Origin of the sequence: Flavobacterium fryxellicola, assembly GCF_900143245.1 — a bacterium.
GTDB lineage: Bacteria > Bacteroidota > Bacteroidia > Flavobacteriales > Flavobacteriaceae > Flavobacterium > Flavobacterium fryxellicola.
In genome coordinates this window covers 105,975-125,074 of the sequence record NZ_FRDK01000005.1, presented here as the reverse complement: position 1 = coordinate 125,074, position 19,100 = coordinate 105,975, and the positions used below count along the sequence as shown (strand labels likewise).

Here is a 19,100-nt window from a genome sequence, read left to right as displayed (position 1 = left end):
AGCTAATAATAGTTTATCCTTTTTTTTTGATATTTTTTTAAAGGAAATGATTCAGGAACAGTTTTTTGTAATAGAATATCCGACTCGCTTTTCTAAGTGGCTTTTTTGTTACTTTTTTTGTTATCTCCAATTTGAATTGTGATATGACCTGAACTAGGAGTCGATGTATTTTTTACTATTATTGCAGCTGATATTATACTAAAAGTGAGATTTCTTAAAACACGAATTTCGAGCTGCTTTATACTTTTTAAAAAATAATAATTTTAAAAACATTGCAACCATTGCTTTAAAGAATTAAGTTTGCAAAATATCTAACTACGCATGAAACCAGTTTTTCTAGTTCCATGAAACTATTAAAAAAATAATAGAAATCAACGAATGAAATATACAACACGACAAAGCGCGATACTCTTACTAAGTGACGGAACTATTTTTCACGGTAAATCCATTGGAATCAGTGGAACTACTTTTGGAGAGGTTTGTTTTAATACCGGAATGACTGGTTACCAAGAGATATTTACAGATCCCTCTTATTTTGGTCAAATAATGGTGGCGACCAATGCCCACATCGGAAATTATGGTGTAAATGAAAAGGAAATTGAATCTAGCAGTATTAAAATCTCAGGTTTAGTTTGTAAAAATTTCAGCTTTAATTATTCACGCGAAGACGCATCAGGAAGTTTAGAAAATTACTTTATAGAACAAAATCTTATTTGCATTTCTGATGTTGATACAAGAGCTTTGGTGAGTTATATTCGTGAAAATGGAGCTATGAATGCAGTCATTTGTACGGATGGTTCTACTGTTGAAGAGTTAAAGGAGGCATTAGCAAAAGTTCCTGACATGAATGGGTTAGAGTTGGCTTCTAAGGTATCTACAAAGGAAGCTTATTTTTACGGTGATGAAAATGCGACCTACAAAATTTCGGCTCTTGATTTAGGAATCAAAATGAATATTCTTCGGAATCTTGCTGAAAGAGATTGCTATATAAAAGTTTTTCCTTTTAATTCATCCTATCAGGATATGGAGTCCTTCAATCCGGATGGTTATTTCTTATCTAATGGTCCTGGAGATCCAGAGCCACTTTCAAGTGCGATTGAAGTAGCCAAAGTAATTATTGAAAATAATAAACCTTTATTTGGGATCTGTCTTGGTCATCAAGTAATTGGTTTGGCTAATGGAGTTTCGACATACAAAATGTTTAATGGACATAGAGGTATAAACCATCCTGTAAAAAATATCATTACAGGAAAAGGCGAAATTACTTCTCAAAACCATGGTTTTTCTGTAAATAAAGAAGAATTAGAGAGTCATCTGGAGTTAGAAATCACACATGTACATCTTAATGATGGAACTGTAGCGGGAATGCGTATGAAAAACAAAAATTGTTTTTCTGTTCAGTACCACCCAGAAGCCAGTCCAGGTCCTCATGATTCCTCTTATTTATTTGATCAATTTATTGAGAATATTAAAGGGTAACTTTTTTTAGTTGCCATACAGTATTAAATGCTTCATATTAAAATACTTAGGGATTGTCTTTTGTCAAAAAGTCAATCCCTTTTTACTTTTAAATTGGTATTGAATTACTATGCACGTCTTTTATTACTGAAATTATGTGTTATGATTTACGTTTTAATGCCGATTTTACAGATTGATTGCTATCGCTTATTATTCTTTTTGTATTTAAAATTTGGTTCGTTTTCCGCGGCAAATTGTTGTATTTCTTTTATTTTTTTGATGGAATGGCATTTAGATGGTCTCTTCTTCTCATTTAAGTAAGAGTTGTAGTTTCTAATCATGGATTAGAGTTAAATCACTAAAACCTTTTTTTTGGAAGCCGAAAAGGAATTGTACGGAAGTTTAAAATGATCACTATTAGTAATTAATTTTCATCAATTTAGTAAGGTATGTGCAGCACTAAATTCTTTTTCGAACTTTCAGTTTTTGAGTTTTAATTATATTTTATAGTTTTAGATTGCGGTAAAGGAAAATTATGAAATTTTTCATCTTCTTTTTTATGCAAAACTGGAGGTATCTATTTTCTACAAGTAATTACAACGTTTTCGTTAATAAGATTCATTGTTTTCATTAAATGAATCAAAAAGATAGAATATATTTGTGTTTTAAAATTTAAAAATTCAGTATATGAGTATAATTATCAAAATTCACGCAAGACAAATTTTCGATTCTAGAGGAAATCCTACAATAGAAGTAGATGTAATTACAGATAATGGTGTTTTAGGAAGAGCTGCAGTACCCTCTGGAGCATCAACTGGAGAGCATGAAGCAATGGAGTTGCGCGATGGAGGAAAGGCTTACCTTGGAAAAGGAGTTTTGAATGCAGTGAAAAATGTGAATACCCTTATTTCTGATGAGCTTTTAGGAGTTTCAATTTTTGAACAAAATCTGATTGATCAAATGATGATTGATTTGGATGGTACCCCTAATAAATCAAACTTGGGTGCAAATGCAATTTTAGGAGTTTCCTTGGCTGTAGCCAAAGCTGCTGCAAATGAATTGGGTTTGCCACTGTATAGATATGTAGGTGGTGTTTCTGCAAACACATTACCAGTGCCGATGATGAATATTATCAACGGAGGATCACATTCTGATGCGCCGATCGCCTTTCAAGAATTTATGATTTTTCCTGTAAAAGCAACTTCTTTCTCCCACGCAATGCAAATGGGGACAGAAATTTTTCATAGTTTGAAAAAAGTATTACATGATAGAGGACTTTCTACTGCTGTAGGTGACGAAGGTGGTTTTGCACCAAATCTTCCTGGAGGTACTGAAGATGCTTTGGACACCATCAAAAAAGCAGTTGAAAACGCAGGGTATAGTTTTGGTGATGAAATCATGATCGCTTTGGATTGTGCTGCAGCAGAGTTTTACGTAGATGGTAAGTATGATTATTCTAAATTTGAAGGTGAAACAGGTAAGATTAGATCTTCTGCGGAGCAAGTGGATTATTTAGCGGAACTAGCCTCTAAATATCCAATTATTTCTATCGAAGACGGTATGGATGAAAATGACTGGGAGGGATGGAAGTTATTAACCGATAAAATTGGAGATAAAGTGCAATTAGTTGGAGATGATTTATTCGTTACCAACGTAACGCGTTTGTCAACAGGTATAGAAAAAGGAATTGCTAATTCTATTCTTATTAAGGTAAATCAAATAGGGACTTTGACTGAAACTATTGCGGCTGTAAATATGGCTAAAAATGCAGGGTATACATCCGTAATGTCACATCGTTCGGGAGAAACAGAAGACAATACGATTGCAGATTTAGCAGTAGCTTTAAATTGTGGTCAAATTAAAACAGGTTCTGCTTCACGATCGGATCGTATGGCTAAATACAATCAGTTGCTTAGGATTGAAGAAGAATTGGGCGATACTGCTTATTTTCCTGGTAAAAATGCATTCAAAATAAAATAAATTCCTACGATATTTTTATTTAAAGCCATTCACGTACTGTGAGTGGCTTTTTTTGGTAATATTTAACAATTTCGTTGTGGAATTCTCTTTTTAATTAGTGTTTAATTCCCTAGATTTGATAAATTATTATTTTAAAAGTTTATTTTCAATATATTATGTCAAAAATAGCAACATTAGAAATTGATGGAAAGAAAATTGAGCTTCCTGTAGTCGTAGGGAGTGAAAACGAAGTTGCCATCGATATTAACAAATTACGTGATTTAACCGGTATTATTACGCTTGATCCGGGCTATAAAAATTCAGGTTCCTGCAAAAGTGATATCACTTTTCTTGATGGAGAATTAGGAATTCTTCGTTATAGAGGCTATTCAATAGAAGATTTAGCAGCAAAAGCTGATTTTCTAGAAGTGTCTTACCTTTTGATTTTTGGAGAATTGCCAAACATGAAGCAGTTAGCGCAATTTGAAACTGATATCAGGAAATACACGTTGGTCAATGAAGAGATGAAGAGCATCATTGATGGCTTTCCTAAAACAGCGCATCCAATGGGCGTTTTAGCAGCTTTGACGAGTGCATTGACTGCATTTAACCCGAAATCGGTTAATGTTGATAATGAAAAAGAAATGTATGAGGCCGTTTGTAAAACTATGGGTAAATTCATGGTAATAGCAACTTGGACCTACAGAAAAAGCATGGGTTATCCTTTGAATTATTATGATAATACCAAAGGATATGTTGAAAATTTTATGCGATTAATGTTCGAATTGCCTACTGAGCCGTACGCTGCAAATCCTATAGTTATCGATGCATTGGATAAATTATTCATACTTCACGGTGATCACGAACAGAACTGTTCTACCTCTACTGTTAGAATGGTAGGATCCTCTCACGCAGGATTGTTTGCTTCAATATCGGCAGGAGTTTCTGCACTTTGGGGACCATTGCATGGTGGAGCAAATCAAGCGGTGCTGGAAATGTTAGAGGAAATTCATAGGAATGGTGGTGATGCTGATAAATACATGGCTAAAGCCAAAGATAAAAATGATCCCTTCCGTTTAATGGGTTTTGGTCATAGAGTTTATAAAAATTTCGATCCAAGAGCAAAAATTATCAAGAAAGCTGCCAATGAGGTTTTAGCCACATTGGGAGTTGAGGATCCAATCCTTGCCATAGCTAAAAAACTAGAAGAAGCTGCTCTGGAAGACGAATATTTTAAATCCAGAAATTTATATCCAAATGTTGATTTCTATTCTGGGATCATCTACAGAGCATTAGGAATTCCTACAGATATGTTTACGGTGATGTTTGCCATAGGTCGTTTACCAGGTTGGATCGCACAATGGAAAGAAATGCGTGAAAATAAAGAGCCAATAGGAAGACCAAGACAAATTTATACGGGACATCCTTTGAGGGATTTTGTTCCAACAGATAAAAGATAAAATCAGTTTAAAAAGCTTCACGAATTTGTGAAGCTTTTTTTATATTTGCCAAAAGCTAAAAAGATATGTTAGAATTAAAGGTAAATAATGAAACTTCGAGACTGAGGGCAGTAGTGCTTGGTTCGGCCGTTGATAATGGACCTACTCCAAAGGCTGAAGAGGCCTACGATCCAAAATCATTAGAGCATATCTTAGCGGGAACCTACCCAAAGGAGCTGGATATGATAAATGAAATGGAGGCATTTAATACGGTGTTGAAAAAATATGATGTAACGGTTTTTCGTCCAGAGCAGATCGAAAATTACAATCAAATATTTACCAGAGATATTGGTTTTGTTATTGATGATGTTTTTGTAAAATCTAATATTTTACCGGATCGCGAACGAGAATTAGATGCGATTCAATACGTCATCGATCAAATTAATCCTAAAAAAGTTGTTCGTCCACCCGAGGAAGTTCACATCGAAGGAGGTGATGTTATGTTGTGGAATGAGTATATTTTTATTGGTACTTATAAAGGAAGTGATTATAAAGAGTACATTACTGCACGAACAAACGTGCACGGAGTTCAATACATTAAAGAATTATTTCCTAATAAAATTGTCAAAGAATTTGATTTGGTTAAATCCAAAATTGATGCCCGCGATAATGCCTTGCATTTAGATTGTTGTTTTCAACCCGTAGGGAATGACAAAGGGATTATTTACAAAAATGGTTTCCGCGAGGAAGCAGACTATTTGTTTTTAGTTCATCTTTTTGGAAAAGACAATCTATTTCATATCACTAGAGACGAAATGTACAACATGAATTCGAATGTTTTTTCTATCGATACCAATGTAGTAGTTTCTGAAAGAAATTTTACGCGACTTAACAATTGGTTGCGTGCAAACGGTTTTGTGGTAGAAGAGATTCCGTACGCAGAAATCGCAAAACAGGAAGGGTTATTGCGATGTACGACTTTACCTTTAAAAAGGGATTAATTTTAGATAGAGGCGCATAGTAGGAGAGACGCAATGCAATGCGTTGCAACAAAAAATAAAATAAAAATCATGAAACAAACCACAAATTCCATAGTTATGATTCGCCCCGTTGCGTTTCGAATGAACGAACAAACCGCAGTTAATAATTATTACCAAAAAGTACTGGACGGTTTGTTGCCAGCAACCGTAAATGCCAAGGCGCAACAAGAATTCGATGTTTTTGTCGAGAAATTAAGAGCAGTTGGTGTTGATGTAACCGTTGTGGATGATACCTTGAGTCCAGATACGCCAGACAGCATTTTTCCAAACAATTGGATTTCATTTCACGAGAATGGTGATGTGGCATTATATCCAATGTTTGCCGAAAATCGTCGGGAAGAACGTCGGGAAGAAATTCTAGATATGCTGGAGGACAAAGGTTTTGTTATCTCTAACATTGTAGACTACACATCGGCAGAGGAAGATGGTTTTTTCTTAGAGGGAACAGGAAGTTTACTTTTAGACAGAGCAAATAGTAAAGCTTATTGCGCTTTGTCACCAAGAGCAGATGAAGAATTGTTTATCGAATTTTGCGAAGATTTTGATTATGCTCCCGTAATTTTTGAAGCTTTTCAAACCGTCGATGGAGAACGAAAATTAATTTATCACACTAATGTAATGATGTGCTTAGGCGAAACTTTTGCTGTAATTTGTTCGGATTGTATCGATGATAAAAAAGAACGCAAAATGGTTCTTGATAATCTTAAGGAAAATGGCAAAGAAATTATTGTAATTACTGAAGCCCAAATGAACAATTTTGCAGGGAATATGCTTGAAGTTCGTGGAAGTAATGAGAAAAGATATTTAGTAATGAGTGCTGCAGCGCATCAAGCGTTAACGCCAAAGCAGATCGAACAATTAGAAAAACATGCTGAAATTTTGAGTTCGAGCTTAGATACAATTGAAGCGTGCGGTGGCGGAAGCGCCAGATGTATGATGGCAGAGATTTTCCTGCCTAGGAAATAAAGAAAAACCGGATAAAATTATTATCCGGTTTTTTTATGGCTTTACCTTAGGATAGATTCCCTTTTATAATATTGATAATGGCACTTACGATATATTGTATTCCTATCGCAATTACAATGAATCCTACGATTCTCGATATGGCAACAATGCCGGATACTCCCAGTATTTTTGCTAAATAATGCGCGCTTTTAAGTATTAAAAATATGGTCACTGCAATAGCAAGAATAGCGATTGAAGAAATTAAAATCTCCATCGTTGAATTGTGTTCCTGATAAAATGCAATAAGTAATGATATGGAACCCGGTCCAGCAAGCATAGGAATGGCAAGCGGTGTTAAGGCAATGTCATTTCTTTTTTGAGCATCGGATTCTGCTTTTTTATTGATTCCCCTCTTTTTATTAAATTCTCCCGAAAGCAACGAAAATCCAGAGTTTACAATAATGATTCCTCCAGCTATTCGCAAGGCATCGATACTGATACCAAAGAAAATCAAAACATATTGGCCTATAAAAAAAGAGACAATTAGGATAATAAATACATTTATCGCCGTCCATAAAGAAATTCTAGAACGTTCTTTTTTGGTGTCATTTTGCGTAAGGCCCACAAAGATGGGAACCGTACCAATAGGGTTTAAAACTGAAAAAAGAGCGACAAACAGATAAATAAATAAATCCATATTTTGTTTTTAAGACTGCAAAAATACTCTTTTTTTGCTTTTTAAAGTTAAGCTACTGTTTTTTATTGCTTTGAGAACTAAACCGTAAAATTGTTAAACGAACAAACCTTTTTGATTACTTTTGCTAAATACAATTAAAGAAAATGATAAAGAGTAAAAAAACCTTGGTTCTTGGAGCAACAACGAAACCAGATAGATATGCGTTCAAAGCCATATCAATGTTAGTAGATAAAGGGCATTCCGTACTTGCGCTAGGTCAAAATGCTGGTGAAGTTGCGGGGGTTAAAATCCAGACTAAAGCCATTCCATTAAAAAATATCGATACCGTTACCTTATATTTAAATCCAACGCGTCAGCGTGATTATTATAATTATATCGTAGAGGCAAAACCGAAACGGGTTATTTTTAATCCCGGCACAGAAAATCCAGAATTCTATCAGTTGCTAAAATTGAACGATATTAAAGTAGACGTGGCTTGTACATTGGTTTTATTAGCCACAAATCAGTATTAGTTTTTTCTGAAGCTATTTCCTGCTATTCATTTCAATCTTTTGATTAAAAACAGTCTTTTTCTACATATAAAAAGGAGCTTCCGTTGGTCGCTCTTTTTTTATGAGAAAAAAGTACTGTTTTTTAATCAAAAGGATTTCCATTTTTATCAGGGCTAGGAACATCGGAATTAACCTGAATTGTTAGGATGTAAACGGTTTGTTTTGCATCAGTACTGCATTTCAATAGTAAAAATCTCAAGGTCAATATTTGGAATTTAAAAAGAACAAGATTGAATAGTCAAAAAGAGTCAAGGGATTTTCTTCTCAAGATTATAAATTAAAAAGGTGTATCATAGAATTTAGTGTTGCTTTGGGAATCTTCATGCAGTATTTTAAAAACGTCTTTCCGCTGCGATAGGTTTGCTTATCAATAGCAATCCAATAAAAGTTATAAGTCCATTTAGGATGATGAGTTCATTGTCAAATACGTATCCAAAAAATAAGGTCTTTGAATTTTCGCTTATAAAGTAGGTTAGCGCTGGAGCCAATAGACAGATCCATGGTACAAATTTATCTTTAACCGTTTTTGATTTGGCAAACAATCCAAAGCAATACAGTCCTAATAGTGGGCCATACGTATACGATGCTACCCTAAAAATCATTCCAACCACAGAGCTGTCATTGATTGTGTTAAAAAATACAATCACCAGAAACATTAAAAATGAAAAGGCAATATGGACATAATGTCTATTGCGCACTACGTTGGGTTTGTTTCGGTTCTCCGCTTTATCCATACCCAAAAAATCGACGCAAAACGAGGTCGTCAAAGCCGTTAATGCGGAGTCTGTGGTCGCAAAGGTAGCGGCGGTCAATCCCAATAAAAAAATGACGGATGGAATTAGCGTCAAATGATGAAAAGCAATTTCTGGAAAAAGTAAATCGGTTCTGGGTTTTCCAGTTATTAGGTCGGTAGGGACTGCAATTCCATTTTTATTCGCATAAATGTAAAGCAGGGCGCCCACACTTAAAAAGAAAATGTTGATTAGTACAAATATTCCAGTAAAGGTAAACATGTTTTTTTGGGCTTCGCCAATGTTCTTGCAGCTCAGGTTCTTTTGCATTAAATCCTGATCTAAGCCAACCATAGCAATAGTGACAAAAATCCCTCCCAGAATTTGTTTGACAAAATGAAACTTATTCGATACAAAATCGTCTAAGAAAAAGACTTTCGAATAATTGCTGTTTTTTACTGCTTCAAAAGCGTCAAAAATACCAAAGTTTAAACTTTTGCAGATGAAGTAAATGGTCAAAAAAACGGAAGTGACCAAGAAGAAAGTTTGTAATGTGTCCGTGATGATAATGGTTTTCAATCCGCCGCGGTAGGTATAAGCAAATATTAAAGCTAGCGAAATCAAAACGGTAACGGCAAATGGGATTCCGTAAAAGTCAAAAACATAGCGCTGTAGAACAATCACCACAAGATACAGTCGAAACGATGAGCCGATGGTTCTGCTAATCAAGAAAATGGTGGCGGCAGTTTTATAGGAATATATGCCCAATCGCTGTTCGATATAGCTGTAAATCGAAGTTAGATTCAAGCGGTAATATAGCGGCAAGAGTATTTTGGCAATAATGACAAAACCAATTGCATTTCCTAAAACAAATTGAAAATACTTGAATTGCTCCCCATTTGGCGATCCTACTTCCCCGGGAACCGAAATGAATGTGACTCCAGAAAGTGCCGTTCCAATCATTCCAAAAGCTACTAAATACCATTTTGAATTCTTGTTGGCTTTAAAAAAAGCATCATTTCCGCTGTCTTTTTTGCTGACAAAGTGTGAAATCAAAAATAAAATGCCAAAATAAACGATAATAAGGAGTAGGATAGTGCTTGGTGCCATTTGCTGAGTTTGAAGTGACCAAAATACGATTTTTTGGTTAATCGTTGAATCGGGAATTTGTTTATTTGAAAACCGGTACGTCTTCATCTTAACGCTCTCCAGAGGAAGGACGCCACTTTGTTGAAGAAAATACTAATGAGATTCTGCGCTGAGACGATAAAAAGTATTGTTTAAATGGCGGACCTCAAGCTCCAATTGTTATCAAAGTAAATTCTTTAATGCTTTTTCCTCATTATCTCATTTTCTAATTCTTCGAATTATCTAATTGACTACTTTTGCAGTTATGGAATTTTCTTCGAAATTAATAGAGAAAGCAGTGAATGAAATGTCTCAGTTACCAGGAATTGGTAAACGAACAGCATTGCGATTGGTTTTACATTTGTTAAAACAGCCCAAAGAGCAAACCGGTTTTTTGTCACAAGCTTTGGTTGCAATGCGGGAAGATATTAAGTACTGCGAGAGTTGCCACAACATTTCGGATAGTGTGCTGTGTGAAATTTGCGCAAATAAAAGCCGTAATCACCAGATAATATGCGTTGTTGAGGACATTCGCGATGTCATGGCAATTGAAAATACGGGGCAGTTTAGAGGGATTTATCATGTGCTGGGCGGCAAAATTTCACCTATAGATGGCGTTGGCCCCAGCCAATTAAACATAACCACTTTAGTTGAAAAAGTAAAGTCGGGCGTAGTGAATGAAATTATTTTTGCCTTGAGCTCCACGATGGAAGGGGATACTACTAATTTTTATATTTACCGGCAAATAACGGACTGTGAGATACTTATTTCAACAATTGCTAGAGGAATTTCAGTAGGGGACGAACTGGAATATGCTGATGAAGTTACCCTGGGAAGAAGTATTTTACATCGAATTCCATTTGAAAAGTCTTTTAAAAACAATTAATACACGTAAAGAATAGCGATGCTTTTTAAATCGTAAATGAAAAGCTATATTTGTCGCTTAAAAAATATTAAAAATGAGCAGATCCGTACTCTATTTATTGCTAGTTACTAGTGTGTTGCTTTCCTCGTGTATCCCAACTAAGGATTTAATTTATCTGCAGAAAAAAGATAATTCGCAACCAGAAGCTACCATCGCAGCAGTAGAAGCAAAGCCCTATCGATTGCAGATCAATGATGTGTTGAGTATTACTATAAAAGCCATCGATCCTAAATTAGTGGCTATCTTTAGCCCTTCCAACGAAGGTAGTGTGGCAGGTAAGTCGGAATCGGGATTGTATTTTGATGGTTTTACAGTTGATGACCATGGTATGATTAGAGTCCCTGTTTTGGGGGATTTAAACGTTATTGGTTACACGCTAGATGAAGTAAGGATACGGCTTGAAAAGCAATTATTAGCGGAATATTTCAACAAAGAGGCAAATGTTTTCGTGACTGTAAAACTAGCGGGTTTTCGATATACAATCAATGGGGAAATAGGCGGTCCTGGCACAAAGACCTTGTTTCAAGAGCATGTGAATATCATGGAAGCTATTGCAAATGCTGGAGATATTACCATTACGGGAAATAGAAAAGAAGTTACAATCATGAGAAAAACACCAACAGGAGTTGAAATGCATGATCTGGATCTAACGGATATCAATGTAATGCGGTCCCCTTATTTTTACTTGCAGCCTAACGATTACGTATACATCAAGCCACTCAAACAGAAAACGTGGGGAACTGGAAAAACGGGAATCGAATCATTGGGAACAATTATCACACTGTTATCATTAGCTACAACGACTTTCTTGCTGTTAAAAAATTAAAAACTAAAATTAAAAAATGTTAGATATAAAAGATTTTTCGATTTTTGAAAACCAAGTCAGTTTTGACTTTAAAGGATTCTTAATAAAAATCGGGAGTTATTGGAAGTGGTTTTTGATCAGTTTATTGATCACTTTTACGATTGCTTATCAAGTCAATATTCGAAAGGAAAAAATCTATGGTATGGAGACACTCATTGCCGTAAAAGAAGAAAGTAATCCGCTTTTCACGTCAAATACGAGTTTGGTCTTCAATTGGGGTGGTACCTCTGATCAGGTTCAAACCATTTCAACCACCTTGCAGTCTCGATCTCATAACGAGTTAGTAGTGGATAAGCTGCAATATTATATTAATTACCAGGTTCAAGGGGATTATAATTTGGTCGACGCGTACGGTGCTGTTCCGTTTTTCGTAAATATTGATAAATCTAAGGGACAACTTACGGGAATGCTTATAGGGATTAAGTTTGTCAGTGAAAGTGAATATGAAATCAGAATCCCATTTGAAAATCCAAGCGTTTCTATACTCACTTATTCAAATAATACATACAGTAATACTGCAGTGGAACCGGGCGAATTTGTCAAAAGATACAAAGTCGGACAACAAGTGGCACTTCCTTTTTTAAATTGGAAATTACAAATAAATGACAATCCTGGTTTCTATAAAGGAAACGAATATTTCGTGCAGTTTAACGATTTTGACGGAACGGTTTCCGGCTACAAAGGCATCAGTGTACAGTCAGATGACAAAGGAGGTTCCATCATTACTTTAGGAATGCAAGGAACCAACAAAGCTAGAATGGTAGAATATTTGAATTCCACTGTTAAAATGCTTATTAAAAGACAGTTGGATAGTAAGAATCAATTTGCTACAAATACCATTGCTTTTATAGATAGCACATTAGTTACAATGGAATCCCAATTAAAGGAAACGGGAAACGAGCTGAAAACCTTTAGACAGGGAAAGAATATTTATGATATTGAGGAAGGCGGAGCTAAATTCTCAGAGAAGATTTTGGAGTTTGATGTCAAGAAAGACGAGGTTAATCGTAAAATGGCCTACTATAATTCCTTAAAAGCGTACCTTAAAAATAGCGTGAATTATGCAAAACTACCGGCACCATCGGTAGCTGGAATCGAAGATCCAAATATTGTGGTTAATGTTTCCAAGTTAATTGCCTTATCCACTCAAAGATCAGAAATGGCTTATGCGGTAAAAAGCGACAAAATTTTCAAAGATTTTGACAATCAGATGGAAGCCGTTAAAAATGTATTGCTGGAGAACATCGCCACCGCTAAATCTTCTTTACAGTATGATTTAGCCATGGTTAGCAGTAAAATAAATGAAACAGAGAGTACCATAAAACAACTTCCAGAGGACCAACAAGAGCTCATAAAAATCAAAAGGAAATACGATTTAAGCGATAATATTTACAGTACTTTTTTGCAAAAAAGAAGCGAAGCAGATATTGTTAAAGCAGCCAATCTCTCCGATGTTCATTTTATAGATCCTGCCAAAGATGTTGGTGGAGGCTTGATTGGTCCCAAAACCTCTGTGAATTATGTACTGGCTTTATTTCTGGGAATTCTTTTTCCGTTGATTTTTGTCTTTGCTGTTTTTTTTATCAATAATTCGGTTCAAAATACGGAAGACATCAGTAAAATGACAAAAATTCCTTTAATAGGAGTCGTTGGAGTAAATAGAGAGCATACTAATTTAGCCGTTTATGATCGGCCTAAATCTGCTTTATCGGAGTCCTTTAGAGCCATTCGTTCGTCGCTTCAGTTTTTGTACAAACAACAAAATGTAGATGGAGCCAAAACCTTGATGATCACTTCTTCGGTTAGTGGCGAGGGAAAAACATTTTGCTCGATAAACATCGCTACCGTATTTGCCTTGAGCGAGAAAAAAACAGTAGTTATTGGTCTTGATTTAAGAAAACCCAAATTGGCATCCGAATTTAATTTGTCCAATGACGTGGGGATCGTTAATTATTTAATCAAACAAAAAACAGTTGATGAAATTATAAACCATACTCATATTCCATATTTGGACGTTATTCTATCAGGTCCTATTCCGCCCAATCCTGCAGAGATGATTATGAGTGAAGGAATGGGAGAGTTAATTGAAGAATTAAAGAAAAAATACGATTATATTATTTTGGATACGCCGCCAGTAGGGTTGGTTTCTGATGCGTTAGAACTGGCGCAATATTGTGACGTGACGCTGTACATTGTAAGACAGAACTTTACTAAAAAAGACATGATTACTTTGTTAAACAATAGGGTGAAACGCGGAGAGCTGAACAATACCAGCATTATTTTAAATGGATTAGAAAATAAAGCAAAATACGGAACTGGTTATGGGTACGGCTACGGCTATGGGTACGGGTATGGAACGTATGCTAATGGTTATTATGAAGAAGAAAAGCCAAAGAGTATTTATCAAAAAATAGCACAAAAAATATTAAAAAAGCCAAGGCAGTAGCGGGTTGGTTTTAAAACAAAATAAAATGAAAGAGGACATGCAAAAAGTCATTTTAATTACCGGAGGGGCAGGTTTTATAGGGTCTAATCTGTGTGATTATTTTTTATCAAAAGGAGATAAGGTTGTTTGTTTGGATAATTTTGCAACAGGACACAGACACAACCTAAAGGACTTTATAAATCATCCTAATTTTAATTTGATAGAAGGTGATATTCGCAATGCGATAGATTGTGCAACTGCTGTAAAAGGAGTAGATTATGTTTTACATCAGGCAGCTTTAGGTTCGGTACCAAGGTCTTTAAAGGATCCTGTAACCACCAATGATGTGAATGTGACCGGTTTTCTGAATATGTTAGTAGCAGCACGTGATGAAAAAGTAAAACGTTTTATATATGCGGCAAGTTCCTCTACATATGGAGACTCAGAATCTTTGCCAAAAGTGGAAGAAGTAATAGGAAAGCCACTTTCTCCTTATGCCATAACGAAATATGTTAATGAGTTGTATGCCGAAATTTTTAGTAAAACGTATGGTTTAGAAACGATTGGTTTGCGTTATTTTAATGTGTTTGGAAGAAAGCAGGATCCTAATGGCGCTTATGCTGCGGTTATCCCAAAATTTGTTATGCAATTGATGCAATTAGAAAGTCCAAAAATAAATGGAGACGGGAACTATTCTAGGGATTTTACTTACATTGACAATGTCATTCAAATGAATGAGCTAGCGATGTTAACAACCAACCCAGAGGCTGTGAATACGATTTATAACACGGCTTATGGCGACCGAAATACGTTGAATAATTTAGTAGATTATTTGAAAGAATATTTATCAGAATACGATCCGCGTATTGGTACTGTTAGCGTAGAATACGGTCCCAATAGAGCAGGAGATATTCCACATTCGTTAGCTAGTATTGATAAAGCAAAGGATTTGCTGGGATACAATCCACAATATTCCATGCAGGAAGGGCTAAAAGAAGCGGTTGGATGGTATTGGAATAATTTAAGATAGAAGATTTTTGTCGTCTGTTATCTGTTATGAGTTATCTGTTATCTGTTGTGGGTTATCTGTTTTCTGTTATGAGTTATCTGTTATCTGTTGTGAGTTATCTGTTATGAGTTGTCTGTTATCTGTTATGAGTTGTCTGTTATCTGTTGTGGGTTATCTGTTATGAGTTATCTGTGATGAGTTGTCTGTTATGGGTTATGTGTTATGGGTTATCTGTTTTATGTTTTGAGTTATCCGTTATGAATTTTCTGTTATTACACGAATAGTTGCGGATTGAGAATAGCCAGCAAATAAAAATAGAAGATACTCGTTAATAAACCGAAAACAGATAACGGACAACGGACAACGGACAACCGACAACCGAAAACCGACAACCGACAACCGACAACCGACAACCGAAAACAGACAACCGAAAACCGAAAACAGAAAACAGAAAACAGAAAACAGAAAACAGAAAACCGACAACGGACAACGGACAACCGACAACAGAAAACCGAAAACCGACAACCGAAAACGGGCAACGGACAACCGACAACCGAAAACGAGCAACCGAAAACAGTAAATATGAAAAGCTACAAGGATTTAGATATATACACTTTGGCGTTAGCATTGTTTTATAGAACACATCGGCTTTCGTTACAATTACCAAAGTATGAATTATATGAATTAGGCAGCCAAATTAGAAGGTCCTCTGATTCTGTGGCAACTAATATTGTGGAGGGATATGGTAGAAAAAGATATAAGATGGATTTTATAAAGTTTTTAACATATTCTCATGCAAGTAATTTGGAAACAATTTGTCATCTAGAGAAGTTAGCAGTTCTCTATCCAAATGTATAAACTGAAATGATTACTTTACAAAAAGAGTACGATATATTAGGCGCAAAATTATTTTCATTTTTACGCTATGTTGAAAGCAATTGGAATAAATTTGAGTAAAGAATTGTTTGTTATGAGTTATGTGTTGTGAGTTTTCTGTTATGTGTTATGAGTTGTCTGTAATGCTTTATTTATTGTGAGTTGTCTGTTATCTGTTATGAGTTATCTGTTATGAGTTATCTGTTATGAGTTATCTGTTATGAGTTATCTGTTATGGGTTATCTGTTATGAGTTATCTGTTATGGGTTATCTGTTATGAGTTATCTGTTATCCGATATGAGTTTTCTGTTATTACACGAATAGTTGCGGATTGAGAATAGCTAGCAAATAAAAATAGAAGATACTCGTTAATAAACCGAAAACAGACAACAGAAAACGGAAAACGAAGAACCGAAAACGGAAAACCGAAAACGGAAAACCGAAAACCGAAAACCGAAAACCGAGAACGGACAACCGAAAAATGAAAACGGAGAACCGAAAACGGAAAACAGAAAACCGAAAACGGAAAACGGAAAACCGAAAACAGAAAACCGAAAACTGACAACAGAAAACCGACAACGGACAACCGAAAACGGACAACCGAAAACGGAAAACCGAAAACAGAAAACAGAAAACAGAAAACAGAAAACAGAAAACAGAAAACAGAAAACAGAAAACAGAAAACAGAAAACAGAAAACCGAAAACCGAAAACGGAAAACAGAAAACAGAAAACAGAAAACCGATGACCAACAAAGAATATAAAAAAGAAGAAATGAAAATCACAAAAATTTGCTGCATAGGAGCAGGATACGTTGGTGGTCCCACTATGGCAGTTATAGCACAAAAATGTCCGCAAATACAAGTTACCGTTGTGGATTTGAATGCAGAACGTATTGCAGCTTGGAATGATGAGAATGTACATAATATACCAATATATGAGCCTGGCTTGGACGCGATTGTTGGGGAAGCGAGAGGAAGAAATTTATTTTTTTCCACCGATGTTGACAAGGCCATTGCCGAAGCTCAAATTATCTTTATTTCGGTTAATACACCCACAAAAACCTACGGAAAAGGAAAAGGTATGGCCGCCGATTTAAAATACATAGAATTGTGCGCCAGACAAATCGCCAGAGTAGCCAAAGACAATAAAATTGTAGTGGAGAAATCGACACTTCCCGTAAGAACTGCCGAAGCGATAAAAAGTATTTTGGATAATACCGGTAATGGGGTGCAATTTCAAATATTGTCTAATCCAGAATTTCTAGCCGAAGGAACTGCCGTTCAAGACTTGTTAAATCCAGATCGGATATTGATAGGTGGTGATGCCACAGAGGAAGGTCGCAAAGCAATCCAAGCATTAGTGGATGTGTATGCCAATTGGGTTCCGGAGGATAAAATATTGACCACAAATGTTTGGTCTTCAGAATTGTCAAAACTTACTGCTAATGCTTTCTTGGCACAACGGATTTCCTCCATTAATGCCATGTCGGAACTTTGTGAAAAAACGGGAGCCGATGTTAATGAAGTGGCTAAAGCTATTGGGATGGACAGCAGAATAGGGTCAAAGTTTCTAAAAGCGTCGGTAGGGTTTGGAGGTTCTTGCTTTCAAAAAGACATTCTGAATTTAGTGTACATCGCAAAATCGTATGGATTAAATGAAGTAGCAGATTATTGGGAACAAGTAATCATAATGAATGACCATCAGAAAAAGCGGTTTTCCAATAACATAGTTCAAACGCTTTACAACACGGTTTCCGACAAAAAAATCGCGTTTTTGGGCTGGGCATTCAAAAAAGATACTAATGATACCAGAGAATCGGCTGCTATTTATGTTGCTGATGATTTGATCAATGAGCACGCAAAAATTGCCGTCTATGATCCAAAGGTTTCCAATAAAAAAATCTTGGATGATTTAAATTATTTAGAAACCAGAACAGCAGACAGTAATGCTAATAGCATCACTTCATTTACAGATCCGTATGAAGCCTGCCAAAATGCACATGCCATTGCTGTACTGACAGAGTGGGATGAATTTATAACCTATGATTGGCAAAAAATTTATGATTCCATGCAAAAGCCAGCTTTTGTTTTTGATGGTAGAAATTTATTAAATGGCCCTAACTTAGAGGCAATTGGATTTGTATATCAAGCGGTAGGCTCTTAAATAAGGAAGTAGCGATTTTTGTTTGATTGGATGAAATGATTTTCATTCTAAAGAAGATTTAAAAGAGTAGAAAACAGAATCAATAAAAAGAAACGCATTTTTATTGCAATACAAAACATAAGATGAATTGGTATGTAGTGTATACAAAACCCAAATGGGAGAAAAAAGTAGCAGAACAATTAAAAAATAGTGGAATAGAGTGCTATTGTCCTTTGATTACTCAAATCCGACAATGGTCCGATCGAAAGAAAAAAGTGGAAGTGCCTCTTTTTAACTCCTATGTTTTTGTTCAATTAGCGGAATCAGAGCGGAACTCCGTATTTCAATCCGTTGGAGCAGTTCGGTATTTATTTTGGCTAGGGAAGCCGGCTGTTGTTCGCGATGAAGAAATCAGTGTAATAAAGAAATGGCTCGACACTTCGGATTGTATTGATGTAACCGTGGGGGGGTATCAAATTGGAGATTCCATACAGTTGGAATCTGGCCCTTTTATGGCACAAAAGGCTACAATTCAAGAGATGACGAATACCCATTATGTGTTGGTTTTGGAATCCTTGGGATGTGTTTTGAAAATGAAAATAAAATAGGGAAACAGATTAAAAGAAGGTGGTTAGTTTTAAAAATAAAAGAAGTGTAAGGTATTGATTTACTTATTTCTGCAAAATAAATAAATTGTGCTTCACTTTCCACATCATGTTTGCTTAAATTAATACGCTAGCAGTCACTTAACCAAACAAGTTAAATAGGACGGAACTACAGTGTTCCTCTGGGGCTGTCTAACTGTAGTTGGTTTTTTAATAGCTCTTGCTGAAGATTAGCGGTAGCCAAGATGTTGATGCAGTTTAGAAAGATGTGTATTGTAAAGTAGAGGGAAAGTAGTTTTTCAA

At 35.6% G+C, this 19,100-nt stretch carries 15 protein-coding genes; 13 read left to right on the top strand and 2 right to left on the bottom strand.

All coding sequences use genetic code 11. From position 1 onward, the window contains the following. Positions 1-378 precede the first annotated feature (378 nt). From carA to ctlX, 5 genes are all read left to right on the top strand, one after another. Entirely contained in the window at positions 379-1,479 is a 1,101-nt protein-coding gene (gene carA / locus BUA03_RS09475) for a glutamine-hydrolyzing carbamoyl-phosphate synthase small subunit (RefSeq protein WP_066080990.1), read from the top strand. 666 nt (positions 1,480-2,145) lie between these two features. Next, the gene (gene eno / locus BUA03_RS09470; protein WP_066080987.1) at positions 2,146-3,438 is read left to right on the top strand and encodes a phosphopyruvate hydratase; all 1,293 of its coding nucleotides are present in this window, start codon (positions 2,146-2,148) and stop codon (positions 3,436-3,438) included. 155 nt (positions 3,439-3,593) lie between these two features. After that, positions 3,594-4,877: a citrate synthase gene (locus tag BUA03_RS09465; RefSeq protein ID WP_066080984.1), complete on the top strand. Its 1,284-nt coding sequence runs from the start codon at positions 3,594-3,596 to the stop codon at positions 4,875-4,877. A 65-nt stretch (positions 4,878-4,942) separates the two neighbouring features. Next, positions 4,943-5,857 carry a dimethylarginine dimethylaminohydrolase family protein gene (locus BUA03_RS09460; protein WP_066080981.1) on the top strand — a complete coding sequence of 305 codons (915 nt, stop codon included), beginning with the start codon at positions 4,943-4,945 and terminating at the stop codon, positions 5,855-5,857. A 69-nt stretch (positions 5,858-5,926) separates the two neighbouring features. Continuing rightward, complete coding sequence (ctlX, locus tag BUA03_RS09455; protein WP_066081247.1) at positions 5,927-6,862, top strand: citrulline utilization hydrolase CtlX; 936 nt, start codon at positions 5,927-5,929, stop codon at positions 6,860-6,862. Positions 6,863-6,908: 46 nt separating this feature from the next. On the opposite strand, the gene BUA03_RS09450 is transcribed toward ctlX, so the two are convergent. Then, complete coding sequence (locus tag BUA03_RS09450; RefSeq protein WP_066080979.1) at positions 6,909-7,538, bottom strand: MarC family NAAT transporter; 630 nt, start codon at positions 7,536-7,538, stop codon at positions 6,909-6,911. Positions 7,539-7,684: 146 nt separating this feature from the next. On the opposite strand from BUA03_RS09450, the gene BUA03_RS09445 reads away from it, so the two are divergent. Next, positions 7,685-8,050 carry a CoA-binding protein gene (locus tag BUA03_RS09445; RefSeq protein ID WP_066081244.1) on the top strand — a complete coding sequence of 122 codons (366 nt, stop codon included), beginning with the start codon at positions 7,685-7,687 and terminating at the stop codon, positions 8,048-8,050. Between the two features lie 371 nt (positions 8,051-8,421). Here the strand turns inward: BUA03_RS09445 and BUA03_RS09440 are convergent, their stop codons facing one another. Continuing rightward, entirely contained in the window at positions 8,422-9,930 is a 1,509-nt protein-coding gene (locus BUA03_RS09440) for a sodium:solute symporter (RefSeq protein WP_066081241.1), read from the bottom strand. Between the two features lie 283 nt (positions 9,931-10,213). On the opposite strand from BUA03_RS09440, the gene recR reads away from it, so the two are divergent. The 7 genes from recR to BUA03_RS09400 all read left to right on the top strand — a co-directional run bounded on the left by recR (position 10,214) and on the right by BUA03_RS09400 (position 18,800). Then, a complete protein-coding gene (recR, locus tag BUA03_RS09435; protein WP_066080976.1) occupies positions 10,214-10,834 on the top strand; it encodes a recombination mediator RecR in 621 nt (206 codons plus the stop codon). Positions 10,835-10,907: 73 nt separating this feature from the next. Next, entirely contained in the window at positions 10,908-11,699 is a 792-nt protein-coding gene (locus BUA03_RS09430) for a polysaccharide biosynthesis/export family protein (protein WP_066080971.1), read from the top strand. A 16-nt stretch (positions 11,700-11,715) separates the two neighbouring features. Continuing rightward, complete coding sequence (locus tag BUA03_RS09425) at positions 11,716-14,184, top strand: polysaccharide biosynthesis tyrosine autokinase (RefSeq protein ID WP_066080968.1); 2,469 nt, start codon at positions 11,716-11,718, stop codon at positions 14,182-14,184. A gap of 25 nt (positions 14,185-14,209) precedes the next feature. After that, the gene (locus BUA03_RS09420; protein WP_066080965.1) at positions 14,210-15,193 is read left to right on the top strand and encodes an SDR family oxidoreductase; all 984 of its coding nucleotides are present in this window, start codon (positions 14,210-14,212) and stop codon (positions 15,191-15,193) included. Positions 15,194-15,754: 561 nt separating this feature from the next. Then, a complete protein-coding gene (locus BUA03_RS09410; RefSeq protein ID WP_245792603.1) occupies positions 15,755-16,030 on the top strand; it encodes a four helix bundle protein in 276 nt (91 codons plus the stop codon). A gap of 791 nt (positions 16,031-16,821) precedes the next feature. After that, positions 16,822-18,213, top strand: coding sequence for a UDP-glucose 6-dehydrogenase (locus tag BUA03_RS09405; protein WP_066082387.1), 1,392 nt, complete (start codon positions 16,822-16,824; stop codon positions 18,211-18,213). Positions 18,214-18,335: 122 nt separating this feature from the next. After that, positions 18,336-18,800 (top strand): UpxY family transcription antiterminator, encoded by a 465-nt coding sequence (locus BUA03_RS09400; protein WP_066082375.1) that lies wholly within the window; start codon positions 18,336-18,338, stop codon positions 18,798-18,800. Positions 18,801-19,100 lie beyond the last annotated feature (300 nt).